Below are 25,921 nucleotides of genomic sequence, written 5' to 3'. Positions count from 1 at the left end.
CATGGCCAAGCTGACCAAGAAAGCCAAGGCCCAGCAGGGCAAGGTCGACAGCCTCAAGCTGTACGCGATCAACGACGCGCTGGCCCTCGTCAAGGAGTGCGCCACCGCCAAGTTCGATGAGTCCATCGACGTGGCCGTGCAGCTGGGCGTGGACGCCAAGAAGTCGGACCAGGTGGTGCGCGGCGCTGTCGTGATGCCCAACGGCACCGGCAAGACCAAGCGCGTGGCGGTGTTCGCGCAGGGTGCCAAGGCTGAGGAAGCCCGCGCCGCCGGCGCTGACGTCGTCGGCATGGAAGACCTGGCCGAACAGGTCAAGGCCGGCAACCTGAACTTCGACATCGTGATCGCCTCGCCGGACACGATGCGCGTGGTCGGTACGCTGGGCCAGATCCTGGGCCCGCGCGGCCTGATGCCGAACCCCAAGGTCGGCACCGTCACCCCCGACGTCGCCACCGCGGTGCGCAACGCCAAGGCGGGCCAGGTGCAGTTCCGCGTGGACAAGAACGGCATCATCCACGGCACCATCGGCCGTCGCTCGTTCGACGCCGACAAGCTCGTGGGCAACCTGGCCGCGCTGCTGGAAGCCCTGAACAAGGCCAAGCCGGCGTCGAGCAAGGGCGTCTACCTGCGCAAGGTGGCCGTGTCCTCGACCATGGGCGTCGGTGTGCGGGTGGATGTGGCGTCCATTGGCGCGCAGGCCCAGGCCTGATGTGAATCGGCGGCGGCGCGCGAGTCTGGCGCGCCGTTGCTCTGAATTTGGTGGGCCGTGTCCGGTGTCATGCCGGGCACGGGTCATCCAAGACCGCTGGTGGCGCCTTCGGGCGCCGTAATGGAGGGCTCGTCCCGATGCCAGCGCAGATGGCGCACCCGCTGTGAAAGTTGATCCCGCAAGGGGTTCCTGGAGCAGCAAGGTCGCTGAACGTGGTGCCCGCTGCTGGATGGCCGCAAGGCCTTTGAGCGCGGGCGTTTTGTGAGGAGCAGACCTTGAGTCTCAATCGCAACGAGAAGGCAGCCGTCGTCAGCGACGTGGCAGCGCAAGCCGCCAAGTCGCAGACCCTGGCGCTGGCCGAGTACCGTGGCCTCACCGTCGAAAACCTGAACAAGCTGCGCGTGGACGCGCGCGCCAAGGGTGTCTACCTTCACGTGCTGAAGAACACCCTGGCTCGTCGCGCCGTCGCCGGCACGCCGTTCGAGGTTGCGTCGGAGAGCATGGTCGGCCCGCTGATCTACGGCTTTTCCGAAGACGCCGTCGCCGCGGCCAAAGTCATCGCTGACTTTGCCAAGGGCAACGACAAGCTGATCATCAAGGCCGGCGCGTACGCGGGCAAGGTCCTGGACGCCGAAGGCGTCAAGGCCCTGGCATCGATCCCCAGCAAGGAAGTCCTGCTGTCGCAGTTGGCTGGCCTGCTGAAGGCGCCGATCCAGCGTACCGCTGCCGTGCTGGCCGCCCTGGCCGAAAAGCGTGGCGGTGGCGCGGAAGAAGCCGCCCCCGCCGAGGCCGCTGCGGCCTGAGCGCACCCTTTTCACTGAATCACCGAATCGAGGAATCCCAAATGGCATTCGACAAAGACGCCTTCCTGACCGCCCTGGACAGCATGTCCGTCATGGAACTCAATGACCTGGTGAAGGCCATTGAAGAGAAGTTCGGCGTGTCCGCCGCTTCCATGGCCGCTCCGGCCGCTGGCGGCGGCGGCGCCGCTGCCCCGGCCGCCGAAGAGAAGACCGAGTTCAACGTCGTGCTGCTGGAAGCCGGCGCCAACAAGGTTTCCGTCATCAAGGCCGTGCGCGAACTGACGGGCCTGGGCCTGAAGGAAGCCAAGGACCTGGTGGACGGCGCTCCGAAGAACGTCAAGGAAGGCATCGCCAAGGCCGACGCCGAAGCCGCCAAGAAGAAGCTGGAAGAAGCCGGCGCCAAGGTCGACCTCAAGTAATCCACTTGACCCTTGGAGGCTGGCGGCTGATTTCAAAGGCCGCCAGCCTTTTCGCTCTTCAGGGCTACAGTGCTGAAGGGCGAGAACAGCCGGAAACAGCCGTGCGCGGCTTTTTCCGAGTGTTCTCTGATCCGACTGCAGGGAACGGGTTTGGTCGGGCTCCGGTGCAACGCCGGGGTTGTCCGCCAGCGGTTGGTAGTGGCCAACCACCAAGCTCCGGACGCAACGTCCGAGTAGGCCAGTCGCCGACGAGTGCGCGCTCCATGGGCCCGGGGCGCGTGTTCTCGACACGGAGCATATATGGCGCAAGCATCCCCCACGTACAGCTACACCGAGCGCAAGCGCATCCGCAAGAGCTTCGGAAAGCGTGAGAGCGTTCTCAACGTCCCCTACCTGCTGACGATGCAGCGGGAATCCTACGTCGCCTTCCTCCAGAAGGACGTGCCGCCGCAAAAGCGCAAGCCCGAAGGCTTGCAGGCCGCCTTCCTCTCCGCCTTCCCGATCGTGTCGCACAACGGGTACGTGGAGATGAAGTTCATCGAGTACAACATCGCCAAGCCGGCTTTCGACACGCGCGAGTGCCAGCAGCGTGGCCTGACCTACGCCGCTGCCGTGCGCGCGCGGCTGCAGATGATCATCTACGACCGCGAGAGCCCGCAGGCCAAGACGGTCAAGGAGATCAAGGAGCAGGAGGTCTACATGGGCGAAGTGCCGCTCATGACCGACTACGGCTCCTTCATCGTCAACGGCACCGAGCGCGTCATCGTCAGCCAGCTGCACCGCTCGCCCGGCGTGTTCTTCGAGCACGACAAGGGCAAGACGCACAGCTCGGGCAAGCTGCTGTTCTCGGCCCGCATCATTCCCTATCGCGGCTCCTGGCTGGACTTCGAGTTCGACCCGAAGGACATCCTCTACTTCCGCGTCGACCGCCGCCGCAAGATGCCGGTGACGATCCTGCTCAAGGCCATCGGCCTGAACCCCGAGCAGATCCTGGCGAACTTCTTTGACTTCGACAACTTCCGTCTCATGGACACCGGCGCGCAGCTGGAGTTCGTGGCCGACCGTCTGCGCGGCGAGATCGCCCGCTTCGACATCACGGACAAGAACGGCACCGTCGTCGTCGAGAAGGACAAGCGCATCACCGCGCGCCACGTGCGCACGCTGGAGCAAAGCGGCACCACGTTCATCAGCGTGCCCGAGGACTTCATCATCGGCCGCGTCGTGGCGCGCAACATGGTGGACCCGGACACCGGCGAGATCGTGGCCAAGGCCAACGACGAGATCACCGAGAGCCTGCTCAAGAAGCTGCGCGCCGCGGGCATCCGCGACCTGCAGGCGCTCTACACCAACGAGCTCGACGAAGGCGCCTACATCAGCCAGACGCTGGCCTCCGACGAGACGGCCGACCAGCTCGCCGCGCGCGTGGCCATCTACCGCATGATGCGCCCCGGCGAGCCGCCGACGGAAGACGCCGTCGAGGCCCTGTTCAACCGCCTGTTCTACAGCGCCGACACCTACGACCTCTCGCGCGTGGGCCGCATGAAGTTCAACGCCCGCGTGGGCCGCGACACGGCCGAGGGCGAGATGACGCTGTCCAACGCGGACATCCTCGACGTGGTCAAGATCCTCGTCGAGCTGCGCAACGGCCGGGGTGAGGTGGACGACATCGACCACCTGGGCAACCGCCGCGTGCGCTGCGTGGGCGAACTGGCCGAGAACCAGTACCGCTCGGGCCTGGCGCGCATCGAGAAGGCCGTGAAGGAGCGTCTGGGCCAGGCCGAGACCGAGGCCCTGATGCCGCACGACCTGATCAACTCCAAGCCGATTTCCGCGGCGCTCAAGGAGTTCTTCGGCGCGTCGCAGCTGTCGCAGTTCATGGACCAGACCAACCCGCTGTCGGAGATCACGCACAAGCGTCGCGTCTCCGCACTGGGCCCGGGCGGTCTGACCCGCGAGCGCGCCGGCTTCGAGGTGCGCGACGTGCACCCGACGCACTACGGCCGCGTGTGCCCGATCGAGACGCCTGAAGGTCCGAACATCGGCCTGATCAACTCGCTGGCCCTGTATGCGCAGCTCAACGAGTACGGCTTCCTGGAGACGCCGTACCGCCGAGTGGAAGACGGCCATGTGACCGACCAGATCGACTACCTGTCCGCCATCCAGGAGGGCAAGTACGTCATCGCCCAGGCCAACGCCACGCTCAACGAGCAGGGCCAGCTGGTGGACGAGCTGGTGTCCGCGCGCGAGAAGGGCGAATCCGTGCTGGTGTCGCCCGAGCGCGTGCAGTACATGGACGTGGCGCCGGCGCAGATCGTGTCGGTGGCGGCCTCGCTGGTGCCCTTCCTGGAGCACGACGACGCCAACCGCGCACTGATGGGCGCCAACATGCAGCGCCAGGCCGTGCCGACGCTGCGTCCGGAGAAGGCCTTCGTCGGCACGGGCGTGGAGCGCGTGGCGGCCAAGGACTCCGGCACCGTGGTGGCTGCCCGCCGCGGCGGCGTGGTGGACTACGTCGACTCCAACCGCATCGTGATCCGCGTCAACGACGAGGAAACGGTGGCCGGTGAGGTGGGCGTGGACATCTACAACCTCATCAAGTACCAGCGTTCCAACCAGAACACGAACATCCACCAGCGTCCCATCGTGCGGCGTGGCGACAAGGTGGCGGCCGAGGACATCATTGCCGACGGCGCCTCCACCGACATCGGCGAGCTTGCGCTGGGCCAGAACATGCTGGTCGCGTTCATGCCCTGGAACGGCTACAACTTCGAGGACTCGATCCTGATCTCGGAGCGTGTGGTCGCCGAGGACCGCTACACCTCGATCCACATCGAGGAGCTGGTGGTGATGGCCCGCGACACCAAGCTGGGCTCCGAGGAAATCACGCGCGACATCCCGAATCTGTCCGAGCAGCAGCTGGCTCGCCTGGACGAGTCGGGCATCGTCTACATCGGCGCGGAAGTCGGCCCCGGCGACGTGCTGGTGGGCAAGGTCACGCCCAAGGGCGAGACCACGCTGACGCCGGAAGAGAAGCTGCTGCGCGCGATCTTCGGCGAGAAGGCATCCGACGTGAAGGACACCTCGCTGCGCGTGGACCAGGGCACCAGCGGCACCGTCATCGACGTGCAGGTGTTCACCCGCGAGGGCATCCAGCGCGACAAGCGTGCCCAGCAGATCATCGACGACGAGCTCAAGCGCTTCCGCCTGGACCTCAACGACCAGCTGCGCATCGTCGAGGCCGACGCCTTCGACCGTATCGAGAAGCTGCTGGTGGGCCGCGTGGCCAACGGCGGTCCGCAGAAGATCGCCAAGGGCACGGTGCTGAGCAAGGAGTACCTCTCGGGCGTCGAGAAGTACCACTGGTTCGACATCCGCCCGGCCGAGGAGGACATCGCCAACCAGCTCGAGTCGATCAAGAACTCGCTGGAGCAGACGCGCCACAGCTTCGACCTCGCGTTCGAAGAGAAGCGCAAGAAGCTCACGCAGGGCGACGAGCTGCCCGCGGGCGTGCTCAAGATGGTCAAGGTGTACCTGGCCGTCAAGCGCCGCCTGCAGCCTGGCGACAAGATGGCCGGCCGTCACGGCAACAAGGGCGTGGTGTCCAAGATCGTGCCGATCGAGGACATGCCCTACATGGCCGACGGCACGCCCGCCGACATCGTGCTCAACCCGCTGGGCGTGCCTTCGCGCATGAACGTGGGCCAGGTGCTGGAAGTGCACCTGGGCTGGGCCGGCAAGGGCCTGGGCCAGCGCCTGGGCGACATGCTGCAGGAGCAGGCCAAGGTCGCCGAGCTGCGCCAGTTCCTGGACCAGCTCTACAACCAGTCCGGCGGCAAGACCGAGAAGCTCGACCACCTCAGCGACGACGAGATCGTGGAGATGGCGCACAACCTGTCCAAGGGCGTGCCTTTTGCCACCCCGGTGTTCGACGGCGCCAAGGAGGAGGAGATCCGCGGCATGCTGCAGCTGGCCTATCCGGAAGAGACCGCCGTGCGCAAGGGCCTCACGTCCACGCGCACGCAGGCTTATCTCTGTGACGGCCGCACCGGCGAGCAGTTCGAGCGCCCGGTGACCGTGGGCTACATGCACGTGCTGAAGCTGCACCACCTGGTGGACGACAAGATGCACGCGCGCTCGACCGGCCCGTACTCGCTGGTGACGCAGCAGCCGCTGGGCGGCAAGGCCCAGTTCGGTGGCCAGCGCTTCGGCGAGATGGAAGTGTGGGCGCTGGAGGCCTACGGCGCGAGCTACGTGCTGCAGGAGATGCTGACCGTCAAGTCCGACGACGTGAACGGCCGCACCAAGGTCTACGAGAACATCGTCAAGGGCGAGCACTCGATCGAGGCGGGCATGCCCGAGTCGTTCAACGTGCTGGTCAAGGAAATCCGTTCGCTCGGTATCGACATCGAGCTCGAGCGCAACTAAGGAGAAGCTGCATGAAAGGCTTGCTGGACCTTTTCAAGCAATTCACCCCTGATGAGCATTTCGATGCCATCAGGATCGGCTTGGCCTCGCCCGAGAAGATCCGTTCGTGGTCCTTCGGCGAGGTGAAGAAGCCCGAGACCATCAACTACCGCACCTTCAAGCCCGAACGTGACGGCCTGTTCTGCGCCAAGATCTTCGGCCCGATCAAGGACTACGAGTGCCTGTGCGGCAAGTACAAGCGCCTCAAGCACCGCGGCGTGATCTGCGAGAAGTGCGGCGTCGAGGTCACGCAGACCAAGGTGCGCCGCGACCGCATGGGTCACATCGACCTGGCCGCGCCCTGTGCCCACATCTGGTTCCTGAAGTCGCTGCCGTCGCGTCTGGGCCTGGTGCTGGACATGACGCTGCGCGACATCGAGCGCGTGCTGTACTTCGAAGCCTACGTGGTCGTGGACCCGGGCATGACGCCGCTCAAGAAGTTCTCCATCCTGAGCGAGGACCAGTACGAGGTCGAGCGCGACAAGCACGGTGACGAGTTCATCGCGCTGATGGGCGCCGAGGGCATCAAGCAGCTGCTCGAGGAGATGGACCTCGACGTCGAGATCGAGAAGCTGCGCGGCGACATGACCGGCTCGGAGCTCAAGGTCAAGAAGAACTCCAAGCGCCTGAAGGTGATGGAGGCCTTCAAGAAGTCGGGCATCAAGCCGAACTGGATGGTGCTGGACGTGCTGCCTGTGCTGCCGCCGGACCTGCGTCCGCTGGTGCCGCTGGACGGCGGCCGCTTCGCGACCTCCGACCTCAACGACCTCTACCGGCGCGTCATCAACCGCAACAACCGCCTGGCGCGGCTGCTGGAGCTCAAGGCGCCCGAGATCATCGTGCGCAACGAGAAGCGCATGCTGCAGGAGGCGGTGGACTCGCTGCTGGACAACGGCCGCCGCGGCAAGGCGATGACGGGCGCCAACAAGCGCGCGCTGAAGTCGCTGGCCGACATGATCAAGGGCAAGAGCGGCCGCTTCCGCCAGAACCTGCTGGGCAAGCGCGTCGACTACTCGGGCCGTTCGGTCATCACCGTGGGCCCGACGCTCAAGCTGCACCAGTGCGGCCTGCCCAAGCTGATGGCGCTGGAGCTGTTCAAGCCCTTCATCTTCTCGCGCCTGGAGGCGATGGGCATCGCCACCACCATCAAGGCGGCGAAGAAGGAAGTCGAATCCGGCACGCCCGTGGTGTGGGACATCCTCGAAGAGGTGATCAAGGAGCATCCGGTGATGCTCAACCGCGCCCCCACGCTGCACCGCCTGGGCATCCAGGCCTTCGAGCCGGTGCTGATCGAGGGCAAGGCGATCCAGCTGCACCCGCTGGTGTGCGCGGCCTTCAACGCCGACTTCGACGGCGACCAGATGGCCGTGCACGTGCCGCTGTCCATCGAGGCGCAGATGGAAGCCCGCACCCTGATGCTGGCCTCCAACAACGTGCTGTTCCCGGCCAACGGCGAGCCCTCCATCGTGCCGTCGCAGGACGTGGTGCTGGGCCTGTACTACGCCACCCGCGAGCGCACCAACGGCAGGGGCGAGGGCTTGGTCTTCTCCGACGTGCCCGAGGTGCAGCGCGCGCTGGACAACGGCGTGGTCGAGATCACGGCCAAGATCAGCGTGCGCCTGACGGAGTGGACGAAGGACAAGGACACGGGCGAGTTCACGCCCGAGACCAAGCTTGTCGACACCACCGTCGGCCGTGCCCTGCTGTCGGAGATCCTGCCCAAGGGCCTGCCCTTCAGCAACATGAACAAGGCGCTGAAGAAGAAGGAGATCTCGCGCCTGATCAACGCCTCCTTCCGCAAGTGCGGCCTGAAGGAGACGGTGGTGTTCGCCGACAAGCTGCTGCAGTCGGGCTTCCGCCTGGCCACGCGCGCGGGCATCTCCATCGCCATCGACGACATGCTGGTCCCCAAGGAAAAGCATGGCCTGATCGAGCGCGCGGAGAAGGAGGTCAAGGAGATCGAGCAGCAGTACGTCTCGGGTCTCGTGACCGCCGGCGAGCGCTACAACAAGGTCGTGGACATCTGGGGCAAGACCGGCGACGAGGTCGGCAAGGTCATGATGAGCCAGCTGGCCAAGCAGAAGGTCATCGACCGCCACGGCAAGGAAGTGGACCAGGAGTCGTTCAACTCCATCTACATGATGGCCGACTCCGGCGCGCGGGGCTCCGCCGCCCAGATCCGCCAGCTCGCGGGCATGCGCGGCCTGATGGCCAAGCCAGACGGCTCGATCATCGAGACGCCCATCACCGCGAACTTCCGCGAGGGCCTGAACGTTCTGCAGTACTTCATCTCCACGCACGGCGCGCGTAAGGGCCTGGCGGACACGGCGCTCAAGACCGCCAACTCCGGCTACCTGACGCGCCGCCTGGTGGACGTGACGCAGGACCTGGTGGTCACCGAGGACGACTGCACCACCGAGCACGGCATCGCCATGCGCGCGCTGGTCGAAGGCGGTGAGGTCATCGAGTCGCTGCGCGACCGCATCCTGGGCCGTGTCGCGGCCGTGGAAGTGCTGCACCCCGAGACGCAGGAAGTGATCGTTCCAGCGGGCGAGATGCTCGACGAGGACGCGCTGGACCAGATCGAGGCCGCCGGCGCCGACGAGGTCAAGGTGCGCACGCCGCTGACCTGCGGCACGCGCTTCGGCCTGTGCGCCAAGTGCTACGGCCGTGACCTCGGCCGCGGCGGCCTGGTCAACGTCGGCGAGGCGGTGGGCGTGATCGCTGCGCAGTCGATCGGCGAGCCCGGCACGCAGCTGACGATGCGGACCTTCCACATCGGTGGCGCGGCTTCGCGCGCGGCGGTGGCCTCCAGCGTGGAAGCCAAGTCGGATGGCCTCATCGGCTTCAACCCGACCATGCGCTACGTGACCAACGGCAAGGGCGAGCTGGTGGTGATTTCGCGTTCCGGCGAGATCGTCATCTCCGACCAGCACGGCCGCGAGCGCGAGCGCCACAAGGTGCCGTACGGCGCGACCCTGAACGTCAAGGCGGACCAGGCCATCAAGGCCGGCACCGTGCTGGCGAACTGGGACCCGCTGACCCGCCCGATCATCACGGAGTTCGCCGGCCGCGCGAAGTTCGAGAACGTCGAGGAAGGCGTGACGGTGGCCAAGCAGGTGGACGAGGTCACCGGCCTGTCCACGCTGGTGGTGATCGACCCGAAGCGCCGCGGTGCCGCCAAGGTGGTGCGTCCGCAGGTCAAGCTGCTCGACGCCGCGGGCCAGGAAGTCAAGATCCCCGGCACCGACCACTCGGTGACGATCGGCTTCCAGGTCGGCGCGCTGATCCAGGTGCGCGACGGCCAGGACCTGGCTCCCGGCGAGGTGCTGGCGCGTATCCCGGTGGAAGGCCAGAAGACCCGCGACATCACCGGCGGTCTGCCGCGTGTGGCCGAGCTGTTCGAAGCCCGTTCGCCCAAGGACAAGGGCATCCTGGCCGAGATCACCGGCACGGTGTCCTTCGGCAAGGAGACCAAGGGCAAGGTGCGTCTGCAGATCACCGACCCGGACGGCAAGGTCTACGAGGAACTGGTCCCCAAGGACAAGAACATCCTCGTGCACGAAGGCCAGGTGGTGAACAAGGGCGAGTCCATCGTCGACGGTCCGGCCGATCCGCAGGACATCCTGCGCCTGCTGGGCGTCGAGGAACTGGCGCGCTACATCGTCGACGAGGTGCAGGACGTCTACCGTCTGCAGGGCGTGAAGATCAACGACAAGCACATCGAGGTGATCGTTCGCCAGATGCTGCGCCGCGTGCAGATCGTCAACCCGGGCGAGAGCTCCTACATCGCCGGCGAGCAGGTGGAGCGCTCCGAGCTGCTCGACACCAACGACAAGTTGCGTGGCGAAGGCAAGGTGCCGGCCAGCTACTCCGACGTGCTGCTGGGCATCACGAAGGCTTCGCTGTCCACCGACTCGTTCATCTCCGCCGCCTCCTTCCAGGAGACGACCCGCGTGCTGACCGAGGCGGCCATCATGGGCAAGCGCGACGAGCTGCGCGGTCTCAAGGAGAACGTCATCGTCGGCCGCCTCATCCCGGCAGGCACCGGCATGGCCTTCCACCAGGCCCGCAAGGCCAAGGAAGACATGGACGAGAACGAGCGCCGTGCCATCGCGATGCAGGAGGCGCAGGAGCTCGCCGCCGTGCAGCTGGCGCATGTGGACGAGGAGGAAACCCCGGCCACGCCGTCCAGCGAGGGGCAGGGCTGAGTCGCTGGCTTGCCAGCTGACACCTGAACAAAAAGGCGGCTTCGGCCGCCTTTTTCATGGGCGCCCGGTACGCGTCGGCGGGTGTCGGTGGGTCAACCCGGGAAGGCCGGCTCCTCCAGCGTCCACTGTGCCGGGGGAAGGATCAGCAGGCCGCGCTCGCGCGCCTTGCGGCGCAGCTTCAGCAACGCGCGGTCGCGGCTGACGAGCCAGCGTGCGCGCCGCGCCAACGCTACGTCCAGGAACTTCTGGTCGTCACCGTCGCTGCAGCGCAGCCCCGGCGGCGGCGCTGTCTCGGCCGGGTGCTCCACGCTGCAGGCCAGGCGCTCCCAGGCCCGCCACAGTGGAGCCGCATCGGCCTGCGGCCGGCTGCGCAGCCCGCGCGCCAGCACATGTTCGAGCTCGCCGCGCAGCGCTGGCGTCACGATCCAGCGGCACTGGCCGTCGGCGATGGCCTTGCCCAGCCGGTGCATGGTGGCGTCGCCGAACAGCAGCCAGTCCAGGACGGCATTGCTGTCCAGCACGACGCCCGGCGCTGCCGCCACGCTACTGCCCGAAGGCAACGCATCCATTGACGCAGCGGGAGAGGGCGGGGCGGTGGGCGGTGTGTGGGGCATGGCAAGACGGACAGCAAAAAGGCAGGGAGGCGGGCGGGTTGGGCGCCGTTGGCGTGCAGAGCGCGCGCCCTGACGCCGGCAGTGCCTTGTGGACAACTTGCGCCCCGCTCCCGGCGCGGACTATAATCGCCGGCTTTTCGGCAGATACTGCTGCGCTCTTTGTCGGGCGGCTCACCGCGAACACTTTGCGGCTTCGGGCCCGTCTCCAGCCTTGGAGTGCTCGGCCTCTTCCGGAAGAACAAGTCGCTATCGCCTACTGCATCAGGTCCCCAGGGACTTTTGCGTGGTGGCGGTGGCGCAGGTGTGACTTCAAACGGGAACAAGTCCTATGCCAACCATCAACCAACTCGTGCGCTACGGTCGCGAGACCGAGCCCACGAAATCCAAGTCGCCTGCCATGCAAGGCGGTCCGCAGCGCCGCGGCGTCTGCACCCGCGTCTACACGACGACCCCGAAGAAGCCGAACTCGGCGCTGCGTAAGGTCGCCAAGGTGCGTCTGACCAACGGTTTCGAGGTCATCTCGTACATCGGCGGTGAAGGCCACAACCTGCAAGAGCACTCGGTGGTGCTCGTGCGCGGTGGCCGTGTGAAGGACTTGCCGGGCGTGCGCTACCACATCGTGCGCGGCTCGCTGGACCTGCAAGGCGTCAAGGACCGCAAGCAGTCGCGTTCGAAGTACGGCGCCAAGCGGCCCAAGAAGTAATCAGGGTTCGTCAATTGCCGGGATGGCGGTCAAGTCGACCGTTGCCAGGCGTGTCGCGGTTGTCCTGGTGCACTGAATCCAGGCGGCCGAGTAAGTGGAGTACCGGTGAGCGGTCTCCGCGGCAGGCAAGCAAGCAGTGAACGCACGGCCTGCCAACTGAAGTCAAAGGAATAGAAATGCCACGTCGTCGCGAAGTACCCAAGCGCGAGATCCTGCCCGATCCGAAGTTTGGCTCGGTCGATCTGTCCAAGTTCATGAACGTCGTCATGGAGTCCGGCAAGAAGGCTGTGGCCGAGCGCATCATCTATGGCGCGCTGGAGCAGGTCGAGAAAAAGGCCGGCAAGGACCCGCTGGAGGTCTTCATGATCGCGCTGAACAACGTCAAGCCGATGGTCGAGGTCAAGTCCCGCCGCGTCGGCGGTGCGAACTACCAAGTTCCCGTGGAAGTTCGCCCCGTGCGCCGCGTGGCCCTGGCCATGCGCTGGCTCAAGGAATCCGCCCGCAAGCGCGGTGAGAAGTCCATGGCGGCGCGTCTGGCAAACGAACTGCTGGAAGCTAGCGAAGGCCGTGGCGGCGCCATGAAGAAGCGTGACGAAGTGCACCGCATGGCCGAAGCCAACAAGGCCTTCTCGCACTTCCGCTTCTAAACTCGTCTGTTCCGGCCGCCCAAGGGTTAGTACCAACCCACGGGCGGCCCCTGTATTTGGAGTGACACCATGTCCCGCAAGACCCCCATCGAGCGCTACCGCAACATCGGTATCTCGGCGCACATCGATGCCGGCAAGACGACCACGACCGAGCGGATCCTGTTCTACACGGGCGTGAACCACAAGATCGGTGAAGTCCACGACGGTGCTGCCACCATGGACTGGATGGAGCAGGAGCAGGAGCGGGGCATCACCATCACCTCCGCTGCGACGACCTGTTTCTGGAAGGGCATGGACCTGTCCTATCCGGAGCACCGTTTCAACATCATCGACACCCCGGGCCACGTGGACTTCACCATCGAGGTGGAGCGTTCCATGCGCGTGCTCGACGGCGCTTGCATGGTGTACTGCGCCGTGGGCGGCGTGCAGCCGCAGTCCGAGACCGTCTGGCGTCAGGCCAACAAGTACAAGGTGCCGCGCCTGGCCTTCGTCAACAAGATGGACCGCACCGGCGCCAACTTCTTCAAGGTCTATGACCAGATGAAGACGCGCCTGAAGGCCAACCCCGTGCCCATCGTCGTGCCCATCGGCGCCGAGGACAACTTCAAGGGCGTGGTGGACCTGCTCAAGATGAAGGCCATCATCTGGGACGAGGCTTCCCAGGGCATGAAGTTCGACTACGCCGACATCCCGGCGGACCTCGAGGCCGACTGCCAGAAGTGGCGCGAGAACATGATCGAGGCCGCCGCCGAGTCGTCCGAGGAACTGATGAACAAGTACCTCGAAACCGGCGAGCTGACCGAGGCCGAGATCAAGCAGGGTCTGCGTGCGCGCACCATCGCCACCGAGATCCAGCCGATGCTGTGCGGCACCGCGTTCAAGAACAAGGGCGTGCAGCGCATGCTCGACGCCGTGATCGACTTCCTGCCCTCGCCGGTGGACATCCCCCCGGTGGCCGGCACGGACGAGGACGACAAGGAAGTCACCCGCAAGGCTGACGACAACGAGAAGTTCGCCGCGCTGGCGTTCAAGCTGATGACCGACCCCTACGTCGGCCAGCTGACCTTCGTGCGTGTGTACTCGGGCGTGCTCAAGTCGGGCGACACCGTCTACAACCCGATCAAGGGCAAGAAGGAGCGCATCGGCCGCATCCTGCAGATGCACGCCAACCAGCGCGAAGAGATCAAGGAAATTCTGGCCGGCGATATCGCCGCCTGCGTGGGCCTGAAGGAAGTCACCACGGGCGAGACCCTGTGCGACCCCGAAGCCATCGTTACGCTGGAAAAGATGGTCTTCCCCGAGCCCGTGATCGCGCAGGCCGTGGAGCCCAAGACCAAGGCCGACCAGGAGAAGATGGGCATTGCCCTGAGCCGCCTGGCCGCTGAAGACCCCTCGTTCCGCGTTAAGACGGACGAAGAGTCGGGCCAGACCATCATCTCCGGCATGGGCGAGCTGCACCTGGAGATCATCGTCGACCGCATGAAGCGCGAGTTCGGCGTGGAAGCCAACGTTGGCAAGCCGCAGGTGGCCTACCGTGAAACCATCCGCAAGAAGGCCGAGGACGTCGAAGGCAAGTTCGTGCGCCAGTCCGGTGGTAAGGGCCAGTACGGCCACGTGGTGTTCACGGTCGAGCCGCAGGAGCCGGGCAAGGGCTTCGAGTTCGTCGACGCCATCAAGGGCGGCGTGGTGCCGCGCGAGTACATTCCCGCAGTGGAAAAGGGCGTCATCGACACCCTGCCGAACGGCGTGCTGGCCGGCTACCCGGTGGTGGACGTCAAGGTCACGCTGACCTTCGGCTCCTACCACGAGGTGGACTCGTCGGAAAACGCCTTCAAGATGGCGGCCTCGATGGGCTTCAAGGAAGCCTGCCGCAAGGCCAGCCCGGTGATCCTGGAGCCGATGATGGCCGTCGAGGTGGAAACGCCCGAGGACTACGCCGGCTCGGTGATGGGCGACTTGTCGTCCCGTCGCGGCATGGTGCAGGGCATGGACGACATGGTCGGTGGCGGCAAGATCATCAAGGCCGAGGTGCCGCTGTCCGAGATGTTCGGCTACTCGACCACGCTGCGCTCGATGTCGCAGGGCCGTGCCACGTACACGATGGAGTTCAAGCACTACGCCGAAGCTCCGAAGAACGTGGCCGACGCGATCATCACCGCCCGCGGCAAGTAAGTCGGTAACGACTCGGGGCGCGTCTGACGGCGTGCCTCTGGAGGCGGCGGCTGCTGAGGCGGCCGCCTCTTTTCGAATTCAAGCCGGTCTCCGGTGGGTGCACCGTCTGCTGCCAGTGGCAGGCGGCGTTCAGCACCGCCGCGAGACCTTAAACACGAGCACTGGCACTGCTCTTTGATCAGGAGAGAACAATGGCAAAAGGTAAGTTCGAGCGGACCAAGCCGCACGTCAACGTGGGCACGATCGGCCACGTGGACCATGGCAAGACCACGCTGACGGCGGCGATCACGACCATCCTGTCGTCCAAGTTCGGCGGCGAGGCCAAGGCCTACGACCAGATCGATGCGGCTCCGGAAGAAAAGGCCCGCGGCATCACCATCAACACCGCCCACGTCGAGTACGAGACGGCCAACCGCCACTACGCGCACGTGGACTGCCCCGGCCACGCCGACTACGTGAAGAACATGATCACGGGCGCGGCGCAGATGGACGGCGCCATCCTGGTGTGCTCGGCCGCTGACGGCCCGATGCCCCAGACGCGCGAGCACATCCTGCTGGCCCGTCAGGTGGGCGTGCCCTACATCATCGTCTTCCTCAACAAGTGCGACATGGTCGACGACGCCGAGCTGCTCGAGCTCGTCGAGATGGAAGTGCGCGAGCTGCTGAGCAAGTACGACTTCCCCGGCGACGACACCCCGATCGTCAAGGGCTCGGCCAAGCTGGCCCTGGAAGGCGACAAGGGCGAGCTCGGTGAGCAGGCCATCATGAAGCTGGCCGAGGCGCTGGACAGCTACATCCCCACGCCCGAGCGCGCCGTGGACGGCACGTTCCTGATGCCCGTGGAAGACGTGTTCTCGATCTCCGGCCGCGGCACCGTGGTCACGGGTCGCGTGGAGCGCGGCGTGATCAAGGTCGGCGAGGAAATCGAGATCGTCGGTATCCGCGCCACGCAAAAGACCACCTGCACCGGCGTGGAAATGTTCCGCAAGCTGCTGGACCAGGGCCAGGCCGGCGACAACGTGGGCATCCTGCTGCGCGGCACCAAGCGCGAGGACGTCGAGCGTGGCCAGGTGCTGTGCAAGCCGGGCTCGATCAAGCCGCACACGCACTTCACCGCCGAGGTGTACGTGCTGTCCAAGGATGAAGGCGGCCGTCACACGCCGTTCTTCAACAACTACCGCCCGCAGTTCTACTTCCGTACCACGGACGTGACCGGCGCGGTGGAGCTGCCCGCGGACAAGGAAATGGTGATGCCCGGTGACAACGTCGCCATCACCGTCAAGCTGATCGCCCCGATCGCCATGGAAGAGGGCCTGCGCTTCGCCATCCGCGAAGGTGGCCGCACCGTCGGCGCCGGCGTCGTGGCCAAGATCATCGAGTAAGTCGTTGCGTGACGTCCCGGGCCGGCAACGGTTCGGGTTTGCGCCTTCAACACCGCGGCCTGCGGGCCGCACCGCTCTTTTCAAGGAAACGTCATGCAAAAGCAGAAGATCCGCATCCGCCTCAAGGCCTTCGATTACAAGCTGATCGACCAGTCGGCCCTCGAGATCGTGGACACGGCCAAGCGCACCGGCGCCATCGTCAAGGGCCCCGTGCCCCTGCCCACGCGCATGCAGCGCTTCGACATCCTGCGTTCGCCGCACGTCAACAAGACCTCGCGCGACCAGTTCGAGATCCGCACCCACCAGCGCCTGATGGACATCGTCGATCCCACCGACAAGACGGTGGACGCGCTGATGAAGCTTGACCTGCCCGCGGGCGTGGACGTCGAGATCAAGCTGCAGTAACGCGGCTTTAGGCGATTGATGCTGGCCTAGGGTTTTCCTCGTCTGCTACAATCGCCGGCTTTGCACAAGGGCGCCCTTCGTGGGCGCCTTTTGCACAGGCTGACGGTGCTCGCGGTTGTTGCGTGGGTGCCGTCGGCGATGTCACTCCCGGCCAATCGTTGTCGGGTGTCTGAAACAAAGGCTCCGCTGCGCGGGGCTGGAGAAGAACCATGAGTCTGAGCAATCGCCTCGGATTGCTGGGCCGCAAGGTGGGCATGATGCGCATCTTCACGGACGACGGCGACGCCGTGCCCGTGACGGTGCTGGACGTGTCCAACAACCGCGTCACCCAGGTCAAGACCGAACAGACCGACGGCTACAGCGCCATTCAGGTGGCGTTCGGCACGCGCAAGGCTTCGCGCGTGACCAAGCCCGAGGCAGGCCATTTGGCCAAGGCTGGTGTCGAGCCGGCTGAAGTCCTCAAAGAATTCCGCGTCAGCGCTGACGTGGCTGCCCAGTATCAGCCGGGCGCCGCAGTGCCGGTGACGCTGTTCGCCGCAGGCCAACTGGTCGACGTGCAGGGCACCTCGATCGGTAAGGGCTTTGCCGGCACCATCAAGCGCCACAACTTCGGCTCGCAGCGCGCGTCGCACGGCAACAGCCGTTCGCACAACGTGCCGGGCTCGATCTCGATGGCGCAGGACCCGGGCCGCGTGTTCCCGGGCAAGAAGATGTCGGGCCACTTGGGCGACGAGACCGTCACCACCCAGAACCTGGACATCGTGCGCGTGGACGAGGCTCGCTCGCTGCTGCTGGTGCGCGGTGCCGTCCCCGGGTCGAAGAACGGCCATGTGGTCGTGCGTCCCGCCGTCAAGGTCAAGGTTAAGAAAGGGGCCCAGTAATGCAGCTCGAGCTCCTGAACGAGCAGGGTCAGGCCGCCTCTAAGGTTGACGCCCCCGACACCGTCTTCGCTCGCGACTACAACGAAGCGCTGGTGCACCAGATCGTCGTGGCCTACCAGGCCAACGCCCGTCAAGGTACCCGCAAGCAGCTCACGCGCGCCGAGGTTCACCACTCGACGAAGAAGCCGTTCCGCCAGAAGGGCACCGGTCGTGCCCGCGCCGGTATGACGTCCTCGCCGCTGTGGCGTGGAGGTGGTCGCACCTTCCCCAACACCCCGGACGAGAACTTCGGCCAGAAGGTCAACAAGAAGATGTACCGCGCCGGCATGGCCGCCATCTTCTCGCAGCTCGCTCGCGAAGGCCGTCTGGCCGTGGTCGAGTCGCTGGCCGTGGAAGCCCCCAAGACCAAGCTGCTGGCCCAGAAGTTCAAGGCCATGGGCCTGGATTCCGTGCTCGTGATCGCCGACCAGGTGGATGACAACCTGGCCCTGGCTTCGCGCAACCTGGCCAACGTGCTCGTGATCGAGCCGCGTTACGCCGACCCGCTGTCGCTGGTCTTCTACAAGAAGGTGCTGGTGACCAAGGGCGCGATCGAGCAACTCAAGGAGATGTTCGCATGAGCACCCCCAAGTTCGACGAGGGCCGTCTGGCCCAGGTGCTGGTGGCGCCCATCGTGTCCGAGAAGGCCACGAGCGTCTCCGAGAAGCACAACCAGGTCCTGTTCAAGGTCCTGCGCAACGCCACCAAGCCCGAGATCAAGGCCGCTGTTGAGCTGATGTTCAAGGTCGAGGTCGAGTCGGTGCAGACCGTGAACCAGAAGGGCAAGGTCAAGCGCTTCGGTCGCTCCATCGGCCGCCGCGACCACGTCAAGAAGGCGTACGTGTCGCTCAAGGAAGGCCAGGAGCTCAACTTCGGTGGGGAGGCCGCGTAATGGCTGTCGTCAAGATCAAACCGACTTCGCCGGGCCGCCGCGCCCAGGTGAAGGTGGTTCACAAGCATCTGCACAAGGGCGCTCCTGAAGCCTCGCTGCTGGAGCCGCAGAAGCAGAACGCCGGCCGCAACAACAACGGCCACATCACGATGCGCCACAAGGGTGGTGGTCACAAGCACCACTACCGCGTGGTGGACTTCAAGCGCACCAAGGACGGCATTCCCGCCAAGGTCGAGCGCATCGAGTACGACCCCAACCGCACGGCCCACATCGCCCTGGTGTGCTATGCCGACGGCGAACGTCGCTACATCATCGCTCCGCGTGGTCTGGAAGCTGGCGCCACCGTGATCAGCGGCTCCGAAGCCCCGATCAAGGCCGGCAACACGCTCCCCATCCGCAACATCCCCGTGGGCTCGACGATTCACTGCGTCGAAATGCTGCCGGGCAAGGGTGCGCAGATTGCGCGCTCGGCCGGTACTTCGGTGACGCTGATGGCCCGCGAAGGTACCTACGCCCAAGTGCGCCTGCGCTCGGGTGAAGTGCGCCGCGTTCACATCGAGTGCCGCGCCACCATCGGCGAGGTCAGCAACGAAGAGCACAGCCTGCGCCAGTACGGCAAGGCCGGTGCCATCCGCTGGAAGGGCATCCGTCCGACGGTGCGTGGCGTGGCCATGAACCCGGTGGACCACCCGCACGGCGGCGGCGAAGGCCGCACCGGCGAAGGCCAGGTGCCGGTGTCGCCGTGGAACACGCTGACCAAGGGCTACCGCACCCGCAACAACAAGCGCACGCAGACGTTCATCGTCTCGCGTCGCAAGAAGTAAGAAGGGCAGCACGAGATGGCACGCTCTCTGAAAAAGGGTCCTTTCGTGGACCACCACCTGATGGCCAAGGTCGAGAAGGCCGTGGCGATCAAGGACAAGAAGCCGATCAAGACCTGGTCGCGTCGTTCGACGATCCTGCCCGAGTTCATCGGTCTGACGATCGCCGTGCACAACGGCAAGCAGCACGTGCCCGTGTACGTGTCCGACCAGATGGTCGGCCACAAGCTGGGCGAATTCGCGCTGACCCGGACCTTCAAGGGTCACCCGGCCGACAAGAAGGCCAAGCGCTAAAGGATGACGACCATGGAAACCCGTGCAATCGTTCGCGGCGTCCGCCTGTCGGCCGACAAGGGCCGTCTGGTGGCCGATCTGGTCCGCGGCAAGAAGGTGGACCAGGCGCTCAACATCCTGACGTTCACGCAGAAGAAGGCCGCCGGCATCATCAAGAAGGCGCTGGAGTCCGCGATCGCCAACGCCGAGCACAACGACGGCGCCGACATCGACGAACTGAAGGTCACCTCGATCTACGTCGAGCAGGCCGCCACGCTCAAGCGTTTTTCCGCGCGCGCCAAGGGCCGCGGCAATCGCATCAGCAAGCCCACCTGCCACATCTTCGTGACGGTCGGCAACTGAGGCGCTGAGGAAGACTATGGGACAGAAAATCCATCCGACCGGCTTCCGCCTGCCCGTCACCCGTGCGTGGGCGTCGCGCTGGTACGCGTCGAACACCAACTTCGCCGGCATGCTGGCCGAAGACCTGCAGGTGCGCGACTACCTGCGCCAGCGCCTGAAGAACGCTGCCGTGTCGCGCGTGCTGATCGAGCGCCCCGCCAAGAACGCCCGCATCACCATCTTCTCGGCTCGTCCGGGCGTGGTGATCGGCAAGAAGGGCGAGGACATCGAGAACCTGAAGGCCGAACTGACCAAGCGTCTGGGCGTGCCGGTGGCGGTGAACATCGAAGAGGTGCGCAAGCCCGAAGTCGATGCGCAGCTGATCGCCGACTCGATCACCCAGCAGCTGGAAAAGCGCATCATGTTCCGCCGCGCCATGAAGCGCGCGATGCAGAACGCCATGCGCCTGGGCGCCCAGGGCATCAAGATCATGAGCGCCGGTCGTCTGAACGGCATCGAGATCGCCCGTACCGAGTGGTACCGCGAGGGCCGCGTGCCCCTGCACACCCTCAAGGCCGACATCGACTACGGCTTCTCCGAAGCCCGCACCACCTACGGCGTCATCGGCGTCAAGGTGTGGGTGTACCGCGGTGACCGTCTGGCCAGCGGCGAAGCCCCTGGCATCGTGACCCCCGCCGGTGAAGAAGAGCGCCGTCCGCGTCGCAATGCGCGTCCGGGCCCGGGTGGCCGTGGCCGTCCCGACGGTCGTGGTCCGCGTGGCGACGGCGGCGGCGACAAGCCTGCCGGCGGCGCGCCGCAGCGCGTGCGCAAGGCGCCCACGGGCGCCTAAGGAGAACTAGCAATGCTGCAACCCTCTCGTCGCAAGTTCCGCAAGGAACAGAAGGGCCGCAACACCGGCATCGCCACGCGCGGCGCCAATGTGTCGTTCGGTGAATTCGGCCTGAAGGCCACCGAGCGCGGCCGTATCACCGCCCGCCAGATCGAAGCTGCGCGTCGTGCCATCTCGCGCCACATCAAGCGCGGCGGCCGCATCTTCATCCGCATCTTCCCGGACAAGCCGATCTCGCAAAAGCCTGCCGAAGTCCGTATGGGCAACGGCAAGGGCAACCCCGAGTACTACGTGGCCGAGATCCAGCCGGGCAAGGTGCTGTACGAAATCAACGGCGTGCCCGAGCAGCTCGCCCGCGAAGCGTTCACGCTGGCCGCAGCCAAGCTGCCCCTGCGTTGCACCTTCGTGGCGCGCCAGGTCGGCGCCTGAGATCGGAGAACCTCATGAAAGCATCTGAACTCCGCGCCAAGGACGTCGCCGAACTGGAGAAGGAAATCTCCGAGCTGCTGAAGGCTCACTTCGGCCTGCGCATGCAGAAGGCGACCCAACAGCTGAGCAACCACACGGTCCTGGGCAAGACGCGCCGCGACATCGCGCGCGCCAAGACCGTGCTGGCCCAGAAGAAGAAGGAAGCCGCCCAATGAACGCCCAAGCTCAAAACGCCGAAGGCAAGACCAAGGTCGTCCGCACCTTCATCGGCAAGGTCGTCAGCGACAAGCGCGCCAAGACCGTGACGGTGCTGGTGGAGCGCCGCGTCAAGCACGAGCTCTACGGCAAGATCGTTGCGCGCTCGAACAAGTACCACGCCCACGATGAGAACGGCGAGTACAAGGTCGGCGACACGGTCGAGATCACGGAAAGCCGTCCGATCTCCAAGACCAAGTCCTGGGTCGTGACGCGTCTGGTCGAAAAGGCCCGTACGGTCTGACCTCGAGGCCCTAGCGCCCGCATGAGCGGCCGCCTGCGTCGGATTCCGGCGTGGCGGCCGTTTTTCATTTCCACCGCAGGAGACGAACCGCATGTTGAAAGTTGGTGACCGGCTGCCCAACGGCGCGCTGTACGAGTTCATCGAGGTTGAAGGGGAGGGCTGCAGCCTGGGCCCCAACGCCTTTGACATCGCCCAGTCCACCGCCGGGCGCACGGTGGCGATCTTCGGCCTGCCCGGCGCCTTCACGCCCACGTGCTCGGCGCAGCATGTGCCGGGCTACGTGGCCGCGGCCGACGATCTCAAGGCTGCCGGCGTGGACGAGATCTGGTGCGTGTCGGTCAATGACGCCTTCGTCATGGGTGCCTGGGGTCGTGCCCAGGGCGCGGCCGGCAAGGTGCGCATGATGGCCGATGGCAACGGCGACTTCGCCCGTGCCGCCGGCCTGGAGCTGGATCTCACCGCCCGCGGCCTGGGCAAGCGCTTGCAGCGCTGCTCGATGCTGGTCGTGGATGGCGTGGTGCGCGCACTCAATGTGGAGGCGCCCGGCAAGTTCGAGGTCAGCGACGCCCAGACGCTGCTGGCCCAGGCGCGCGCGCTGCCGCGCGGCTGAACTGCTGGTTTCTGGCCTGGCGACGATAGGGTCGTCGGGCTCTCGTTCATCACCCCGCGCGGTGTCATGTCTTGACACGGTGCGGGTTTTCGCTGCACAATCAGCAGCTTCGCCGGAGAGTCGGCCTGCGTCCAATTGGCGGCGCAGGCGAGGCTTCCGGATCCGCCCCAATCGCCGGCTGTTTGAGAACTCGTCACGCAGCCGGTGCGACGGGCCCAAGACTGACCGGTGCGACGTTGTTGTCGCTCTGGGGCAAGTTGGGGACAGACATGATCCAAATGCAATCGCGACTCGACGTCGCTGACAACACGGGCGCGAAATCCGTCATGTGCATCAAGGTGCTCGGCGGTTCCAAGCGTCGTTATGCCGGCATTGGCGACATCATCAAGGTCAGCATCAAGGAAGCTGCGCCTCGTGGTCGCGTCAAGAAGGGCGAGGTCTACAGCGCCGTGGTGGTGCGCACCGCCAAGGGCGTGCGCCGCCAGGACGGCTCGCTGGTGAAGTTCGACGGCAATGCCGCCGTGCTGCTGAACAACAAGCTCGAGCCCATCGGCACCCGCATCTTCGGCCCGGTGACGCGCGAACTGCGTACCGAGCGCTTCATGAAGATCGTCTCGCTCGCGCCCGAAGTGCTCTGAGCCCCAGGTCAAAGGACAGACCATGAACAAGATTCGCAAGGGCGACCAGGTCATCGTGCTGACCGGCCGCGACAAGGGCAAGCGTGGCACCGTGGCGCAGCGCGTGGACGACTCGTATCTGATCGTCGAAGGCGTGAACGTTGCCAAGAAGCACGTCAAGCCCAACCCGATGAAGGGCACGACCGGCGGCGTTGTCGACAAGACCATGCCGATCCACCAGTCGAACGTGGCGATTTTCAACGCCGCCACCGGCAAGGCTGATCGCGTCGGCATCAAGCTGCTGGCCGATGGCAAGAAGGTGCGCGTGTACAAGTCCACGGGCGACGAGATTCAGGCTTAAGTCGAGGTTCGAATGGCTCAGCAACAAAACGCTCGTCTGCAGCAGCAGTACCGCGAAAAGGTCGTGCCGGACCTGATGAAGAAGTTCGGCTACAAGTCGGTGATGGAAGTGCCGCGCCTGACCAAGATCACGCTCAACATGGGCGTGAGCGAGGCGGTGTCGGACAAGAAGGTGATGGACCACGCCGTGGGCGACCTCACCAAGATCGCCGGCCAGAAGCCCGTGATCACCAAGTCCAAGAAGGCCATCGCCGGTTTCAAGATCCGCGAGAACGTGCCCATTGGTTGCATGGTCACCCTGCGTGGCGTGCAGATGTACGAATTCCTGGACCGCTTCGTCACCATCGCGCTGCCGCGCGTGCGTGACTTCCGCGGCATCTCGGGTCGTTCCTTCGACGGTCGCGGCAACTACAACGTCGGCGTCAAGGAACAGATCATCTTCCCCGAGATCGAGTACGACAAGATCGACGCCATCCGTGGTCTGAACATCAGCATCACCACGACGGCCAAGACCGACGAAGAGTGCAAGGCCCTGCTGCAGGCCTTCCGTTTCCCGTTCAAGAACTGAGGTAACCCGTGGCCAAACTCTCTCTCATTCAACGTGAGCAGAAGCGCGAACAGCTGGTTGCCAAGTTCGCCAAGAAGTACGCCGAGCTCAAGGCCATCATCGACGATGCCAAGCGCTCGGAAGAGGAGCGCTACGCCGCGCGCCTGGAGCTGCAGAAGCTGCCCCGCAATGCCAACCCGACCCGTCTGCGCAACCGCTGCGAGATGACGGGCCGTCCCCGTGGCACCTTCCGCCAGTTCGGTCTGGCGCGTACCAAGATCCGTGAACTGGCCTTCAAGGGCGACATCCCCGGTGTCGTCAAGGCCAGCTGGTAAGTCGGCGAGAGCAGGAGATTTCGAATGAGCATGAGTGATCCGATCGCCGACATGCTGACGCGCATCCGCAACGCCCAGAGCGTTGACAAGGCCAGCGTGTCCATGCCGTCGTCCAAGCTGAAGGTGGCGATTGCCCAGGTCCTGAAGGACGAGGGCTACATCGACGGCTTCGCCATCAAGGGCGAGCCCGGCAAGTCCGAGCTGGAGATCGCACTGAAGTATTACGCGGGCCGTCCGGTGATCGAGCGCATCGAGCGCGTGAGCCGCCCGGGTCTGCGCATCTACAAGGGCCGCCACGACATTCCTCAGGTCCAAAACGGCCTGGGCGTGGCGATCGTCACCACCCCGAAGGGCGTGATGACGGACCGCAAGGCGCGCGCTGCCGGTATCGGCGGCGAAGTGCTGTGCTACGTGGCCTAAGGAGAGACGAGCAATGTCCCGCGTTGGAAAAATGCCCATCGCCGTCCCGCAGGGCGTGGACGTGTCGGTGACGGCCGATCAAATCACCGTCAAGGGCGCGCAAGGCACGCTCACCCGTTCGGCGCATCCGCTGGTGTCGGTGAGCAACGAGGCCGGCACGCTGCGCTTCGCCCCGGCCAATGAGACCGCCGAGGCCGATGCCATGAGCGGCACGCTGCGCGCGCTGGTCAACAACATGGTCACGGGCGTGAGCAAGGGCTTCGAGCGCAAGCTCAACCTGGTGGGCGTGGGCTTCCGCGCCCAGGCCCAGGGCCAGAAGCTCAACCTGCAGATCGGTTTCTCGCACCCCGTGGTGAAGGACATGCCCGCCGGCATCAAGGTGGCCTGCCCGACCCCGACCGAGATCGTGATCACGGGTGCCGACCGTCAAGTGGTGGGGCAGCTGGCCGCTGAAGTGCGCGCCATCCGTCCGCCCGAGCCCTACAAGGGCAAGGGCATCCGCTACAGCGACGAGCGCGTGGTCCTCAAAGAGACCAAGAAGAAGTAAGGAGTGGCAGCATGACCATCAACAAGAAGGATCAGCGCATCCGCCGCTCGCGCCAGACGCGTGCGCGCATCGCCGTGCAGCGCGTGGCGCGCCTGACGGTGTTCCGCTCCAACCTGCACATCTACGCCAGCGTCATTTCCGACTGCGGCACCAAGGTCCTGGCCAGCGCCTCGACCGCCGAGAAGGAAGTGCGCGAGCAACTGGGCGCCGCCGGCAAGGGTGGCAACGTGTCTGCCGCAACGATCATCGGCCGCCGCATCGCCGAGAAGGCCAAGGCCGCCGGCATCGAGAAGGTCGCGTTCGACCGCGCGGGCTTCGCCTACCACGGCCGCGTGAAGGCGCTGGCCGAGGCGGCGCGCGAAGCCGGCCTGCAGTTCTGACCAGGATCCAACATGGCAAAGTTTCAACCTCGCGCTCAGACTGAAGGCAACGACGACGGTCTGAAGGAAAAGATGATCGCGGTCAACCGCGTCACCAAGGTCGTCAAGGGCGGCCGCACCATGAGCTTCGCGGCTCTGACGGTGGTGGGTGACGGCGACGGCCGCATCGGCATGGGCAAGGGCAAGGCCAAGGAAGTGCCGGTGTCGGTGCAGAAGGCCATGGAAGCCGCCCGCCGCAACATGTTCAAGGTGGCCCTGAAGAACGGCACCGTGTACCACAACCTGCGTGGCGAGCACGGCGCGGCCAAGGTGCTGCTGGCCCCCGCGCCGGCTGGTACCGGCATCATCGCCGGCGGCCCGATGCGTGCCGTCTTCGAAGTGATGGGCGTCACCGACATCGTGGCCAAGAGCCTGGGCTCTTCCAACGCCTACAACATGGTGCGTGCCACGCTCGACGCGCTGCGCCGCTCCACCACGCCGGCCGAAGTCGCGGCCAAGCGCGGCAAGACGGTCGAAGAGATCCTCGGCTGAGCCGCACGCGGAGAACAAC

The 25,921-nt window shown here is 65.5% G+C and carries 30 protein-coding genes; 29 read left to right on the top strand and 1 reads right to left on the bottom strand.

Annotated elements, in window-relative coordinates; translation table 11 throughout:
- Position 1 precedes the first annotated feature (1 nt).
- The 5 genes from rplA to rpoC all read left to right on the top strand — a co-directional run bounded on the left by rplA (position 2) and on the right by rpoC (position 10,606).
- Positions 2-709: a 50S ribosomal protein L1 gene (gene rplA, locus HHL10_RS01895; protein ID WP_169158634.1), complete on the top strand. Its 708-nt coding sequence runs from the start codon at positions 2-4 to the stop codon at positions 707-709.
- A 275-nt stretch (positions 710-984) separates the two neighbouring features.
- On the top strand, positions 985-1,512 hold the full coding sequence (gene rplJ, locus HHL10_RS01890) for a 50S ribosomal protein L10 (protein ID WP_169158633.1): 528 nt from the start codon (positions 985-987) through the stop codon (positions 1,510-1,512).
- Between the two features lie 41 nt (positions 1,513-1,553).
- Positions 1,554-1,931 carry a 50S ribosomal protein L7/L12 gene (gene rplL / locus HHL10_RS01885; RefSeq protein WP_169158632.1) on the top strand — a complete coding sequence of 126 codons (378 nt, stop codon included), beginning with the start codon at positions 1,554-1,556 and terminating at the stop codon, positions 1,929-1,931.
- A 300-nt stretch (positions 1,932-2,231) separates the two neighbouring features.
- Entirely contained in the window at positions 2,232-6,356 is a 4,125-nt protein-coding gene (gene rpoB, locus HHL10_RS01880) for a DNA-directed RNA polymerase subunit beta (protein WP_169158631.1), read from the top strand.
- 11 nt (positions 6,357-6,367) lie between these two features.
- On the top strand, positions 6,368-10,606 hold the full coding sequence (gene rpoC, locus HHL10_RS01875; protein WP_169158630.1) for a DNA-directed RNA polymerase subunit beta': 4,239 nt from the start codon (positions 6,368-6,370) through the stop codon (positions 10,604-10,606).
- Positions 10,607-10,698: 92 nt separating this feature from the next.
- Here rpoC and HHL10_RS01870 read toward each other — a convergent pair whose 3' ends face one another.
- Entirely contained in the window at positions 10,699-11,175 is a 477-nt protein-coding gene (locus HHL10_RS01870; protein WP_169158629.1) for a PIN domain-containing protein, read from the bottom strand.
- A gap of 373 nt (positions 11,176-11,548) precedes the next feature.
- On the opposite strand from HHL10_RS01870, the gene rpsL reads away from it, so the two are divergent.
- The 24 genes from rpsL to rpsE all read left to right on the top strand — a co-directional run bounded on the left by rpsL (position 11,549) and on the right by rpsE (position 25,902).
- Positions 11,549-11,923 (top strand): 30S ribosomal protein S12, encoded by a 375-nt coding sequence (rpsL, locus tag HHL10_RS01865; protein WP_169158628.1) that lies wholly within the window; start codon positions 11,549-11,551, stop codon positions 11,921-11,923.
- A gap of 176 nt (positions 11,924-12,099) precedes the next feature.
- Positions 12,100-12,570 carry a 30S ribosomal protein S7 gene (gene rpsG / locus HHL10_RS01860; protein WP_169158627.1) on the top strand — a complete coding sequence of 157 codons (471 nt, stop codon included), beginning with the start codon at positions 12,100-12,102 and terminating at the stop codon, positions 12,568-12,570.
- Positions 12,571-12,639: 69 nt separating this feature from the next.
- Positions 12,640-14,742, top strand: coding sequence for an elongation factor G (gene fusA, locus HHL10_RS01855; RefSeq protein ID WP_169158626.1), 2,103 nt, complete (start codon positions 12,640-12,642; stop codon positions 14,740-14,742).
- 191 nt (positions 14,743-14,933) lie between these two features.
- Complete coding sequence (gene tuf / locus HHL10_RS01850) at positions 14,934-16,124, top strand: elongation factor Tu (protein ID WP_169158625.1); 1,191 nt, start codon at positions 14,934-14,936, stop codon at positions 16,122-16,124.
- A 93-nt stretch (positions 16,125-16,217) separates the two neighbouring features.
- Entirely contained in the window at positions 16,218-16,529 is a 312-nt protein-coding gene (gene rpsJ, locus HHL10_RS01845; RefSeq protein WP_019561663.1) for a 30S ribosomal protein S10, read from the top strand.
- A gap of 209 nt (positions 16,530-16,738) precedes the next feature.
- A complete protein-coding gene (gene rplC / locus HHL10_RS01840; protein WP_169158624.1) occupies positions 16,739-17,410 on the top strand; it encodes a 50S ribosomal protein L3 in 672 nt (223 codons plus the stop codon).
- A complete protein-coding gene (gene rplD / locus HHL10_RS01835) occupies positions 17,410-18,030 on the top strand; it encodes a 50S ribosomal protein L4 (protein WP_169158623.1) in 621 nt (206 codons plus the stop codon). The genes rplC and rplD overlap by 1 nt, the downstream gene beginning before the upstream one ends.
- Entirely contained in the window at positions 18,027-18,341 is a 315-nt protein-coding gene (rplW, locus tag HHL10_RS01830; protein ID WP_028997298.1) for a 50S ribosomal protein L23, read from the top strand. Before rplD ends, rplW begins: the two co-directional genes overlap by 4 nt.
- The gene (gene rplB / locus HHL10_RS01825) at positions 18,341-19,165 is read left to right on the top strand and encodes a 50S ribosomal protein L2 (protein ID WP_028997297.1); all 825 of its coding nucleotides are present in this window, start codon (positions 18,341-18,343) and stop codon (positions 19,163-19,165) included. The genes rplW and rplB overlap by 1 nt, the downstream gene beginning before the upstream one ends.
- Positions 19,166-19,180: 15 nt before the next feature.
- Positions 19,181-19,456 (top strand): 30S ribosomal protein S19, encoded by a 276-nt coding sequence (rpsS, locus tag HHL10_RS01820; protein WP_066342435.1) that lies wholly within the window; start codon positions 19,181-19,183, stop codon positions 19,454-19,456.
- Positions 19,457-19,468: 12 nt separating this feature from the next.
- Positions 19,469-19,798 (top strand): 50S ribosomal protein L22, encoded by a 330-nt coding sequence (gene rplV / locus HHL10_RS01815; RefSeq protein ID WP_028997295.1) that lies wholly within the window; start codon positions 19,469-19,471, stop codon positions 19,796-19,798.
- A gap of 16 nt (positions 19,799-19,814) precedes the next feature.
- Positions 19,815-20,627 carry a 30S ribosomal protein S3 gene (gene rpsC, locus HHL10_RS01810; RefSeq protein ID WP_169158622.1) on the top strand — a complete coding sequence of 271 codons (813 nt, stop codon included), beginning with the start codon at positions 19,815-19,817 and terminating at the stop codon, positions 20,625-20,627.
- 12 nt (positions 20,628-20,639) lie between these two features.
- Positions 20,640-21,056 carry a 50S ribosomal protein L16 gene (gene rplP, locus HHL10_RS01805; protein ID WP_028997293.1) on the top strand — a complete coding sequence of 139 codons (417 nt, stop codon included), beginning with the start codon at positions 20,640-20,642 and terminating at the stop codon, positions 21,054-21,056.
- A gap of 14 nt (positions 21,057-21,070) precedes the next feature.
- Positions 21,071-21,271 (top strand): 50S ribosomal protein L29, encoded by a 201-nt coding sequence (rpmC, locus tag HHL10_RS01800; RefSeq protein WP_028997292.1) that lies wholly within the window; start codon positions 21,071-21,073, stop codon positions 21,269-21,271.
- Positions 21,268-21,555: a 30S ribosomal protein S17 gene (rpsQ, locus tag HHL10_RS01795; protein ID WP_043458341.1), complete on the top strand. Its 288-nt coding sequence runs from the start codon at positions 21,268-21,270 to the stop codon at positions 21,553-21,555. The genes rpmC and rpsQ overlap by 4 nt, the downstream gene beginning before the upstream one ends.
- 91 nt (positions 21,556-21,646) lie before the next feature.
- Positions 21,647-22,165: a peroxiredoxin gene (locus HHL10_RS01790; protein ID WP_169158621.1), complete on the top strand. Its 519-nt coding sequence runs from the start codon at positions 21,647-21,649 to the stop codon at positions 22,163-22,165.
- A 269-nt stretch (positions 22,166-22,434) separates the two neighbouring features.
- On the top strand, positions 22,435-22,803 hold the full coding sequence (rplN, locus tag HHL10_RS01785) for a 50S ribosomal protein L14 (RefSeq protein ID WP_028997289.1): 369 nt from the start codon (positions 22,435-22,437) through the stop codon (positions 22,801-22,803).
- 22 nt (positions 22,804-22,825) lie between these two features.
- Positions 22,826-23,143, top strand: coding sequence for a 50S ribosomal protein L24 (rplX, locus tag HHL10_RS01780; RefSeq protein WP_169158620.1), 318 nt, complete (start codon positions 22,826-22,828; stop codon positions 23,141-23,143).
- Between the two features lie 12 nt (positions 23,144-23,155).
- Positions 23,156-23,710 (top strand): 50S ribosomal protein L5, encoded by a 555-nt coding sequence (gene rplE / locus HHL10_RS01775; RefSeq protein ID WP_169158619.1) that lies wholly within the window; start codon positions 23,156-23,158, stop codon positions 23,708-23,710.
- Positions 23,711-23,718: 8 nt separating this feature from the next.
- Positions 23,719-24,024: a 30S ribosomal protein S14 gene (gene rpsN / locus HHL10_RS01770; RefSeq protein WP_169158618.1), complete on the top strand. Its 306-nt coding sequence runs from the start codon at positions 23,719-23,721 to the stop codon at positions 24,022-24,024.
- A gap of 24 nt (positions 24,025-24,048) precedes the next feature.
- Positions 24,049-24,444 (top strand): 30S ribosomal protein S8, encoded by a 396-nt coding sequence (rpsH, locus tag HHL10_RS01765; protein ID WP_028997285.1) that lies wholly within the window; start codon positions 24,049-24,051, stop codon positions 24,442-24,444.
- 13 nt (positions 24,445-24,457) lie between these two features.
- Positions 24,458-24,991, top strand: coding sequence for a 50S ribosomal protein L6 (rplF, locus tag HHL10_RS01760; RefSeq protein ID WP_169158617.1), 534 nt, complete (start codon positions 24,458-24,460; stop codon positions 24,989-24,991).
- 11 nt (positions 24,992-25,002) lie between these two features.
- Positions 25,003-25,371 (top strand): 50S ribosomal protein L18, encoded by a 369-nt coding sequence (gene rplR / locus HHL10_RS01755; RefSeq protein ID WP_169158616.1) that lies wholly within the window; start codon positions 25,003-25,005, stop codon positions 25,369-25,371.
- A gap of 12 nt (positions 25,372-25,383) precedes the next feature.
- Positions 25,384-25,902, top strand: a complete 519-nt coding sequence (gene rpsE / locus HHL10_RS01750; protein ID WP_169158615.1) for a 30S ribosomal protein S5 — start codon at positions 25,384-25,386, stop codon at positions 25,900-25,902.
- Positions 25,903-25,921 lie beyond the last annotated feature (19 nt).

The organism is Azohydromonas caseinilytica, assembly GCF_012927045.1.
GTDB lineage: Bacteria > Pseudomonadota > Gammaproteobacteria > Burkholderiales > Burkholderiaceae_C > Azohydromonas > Azohydromonas caseinilytica.
The sequence above is the reverse complement of the archived record's forward strand: the minus strand, read 5'-3'. Positions and strand labels throughout refer to the sequence as shown.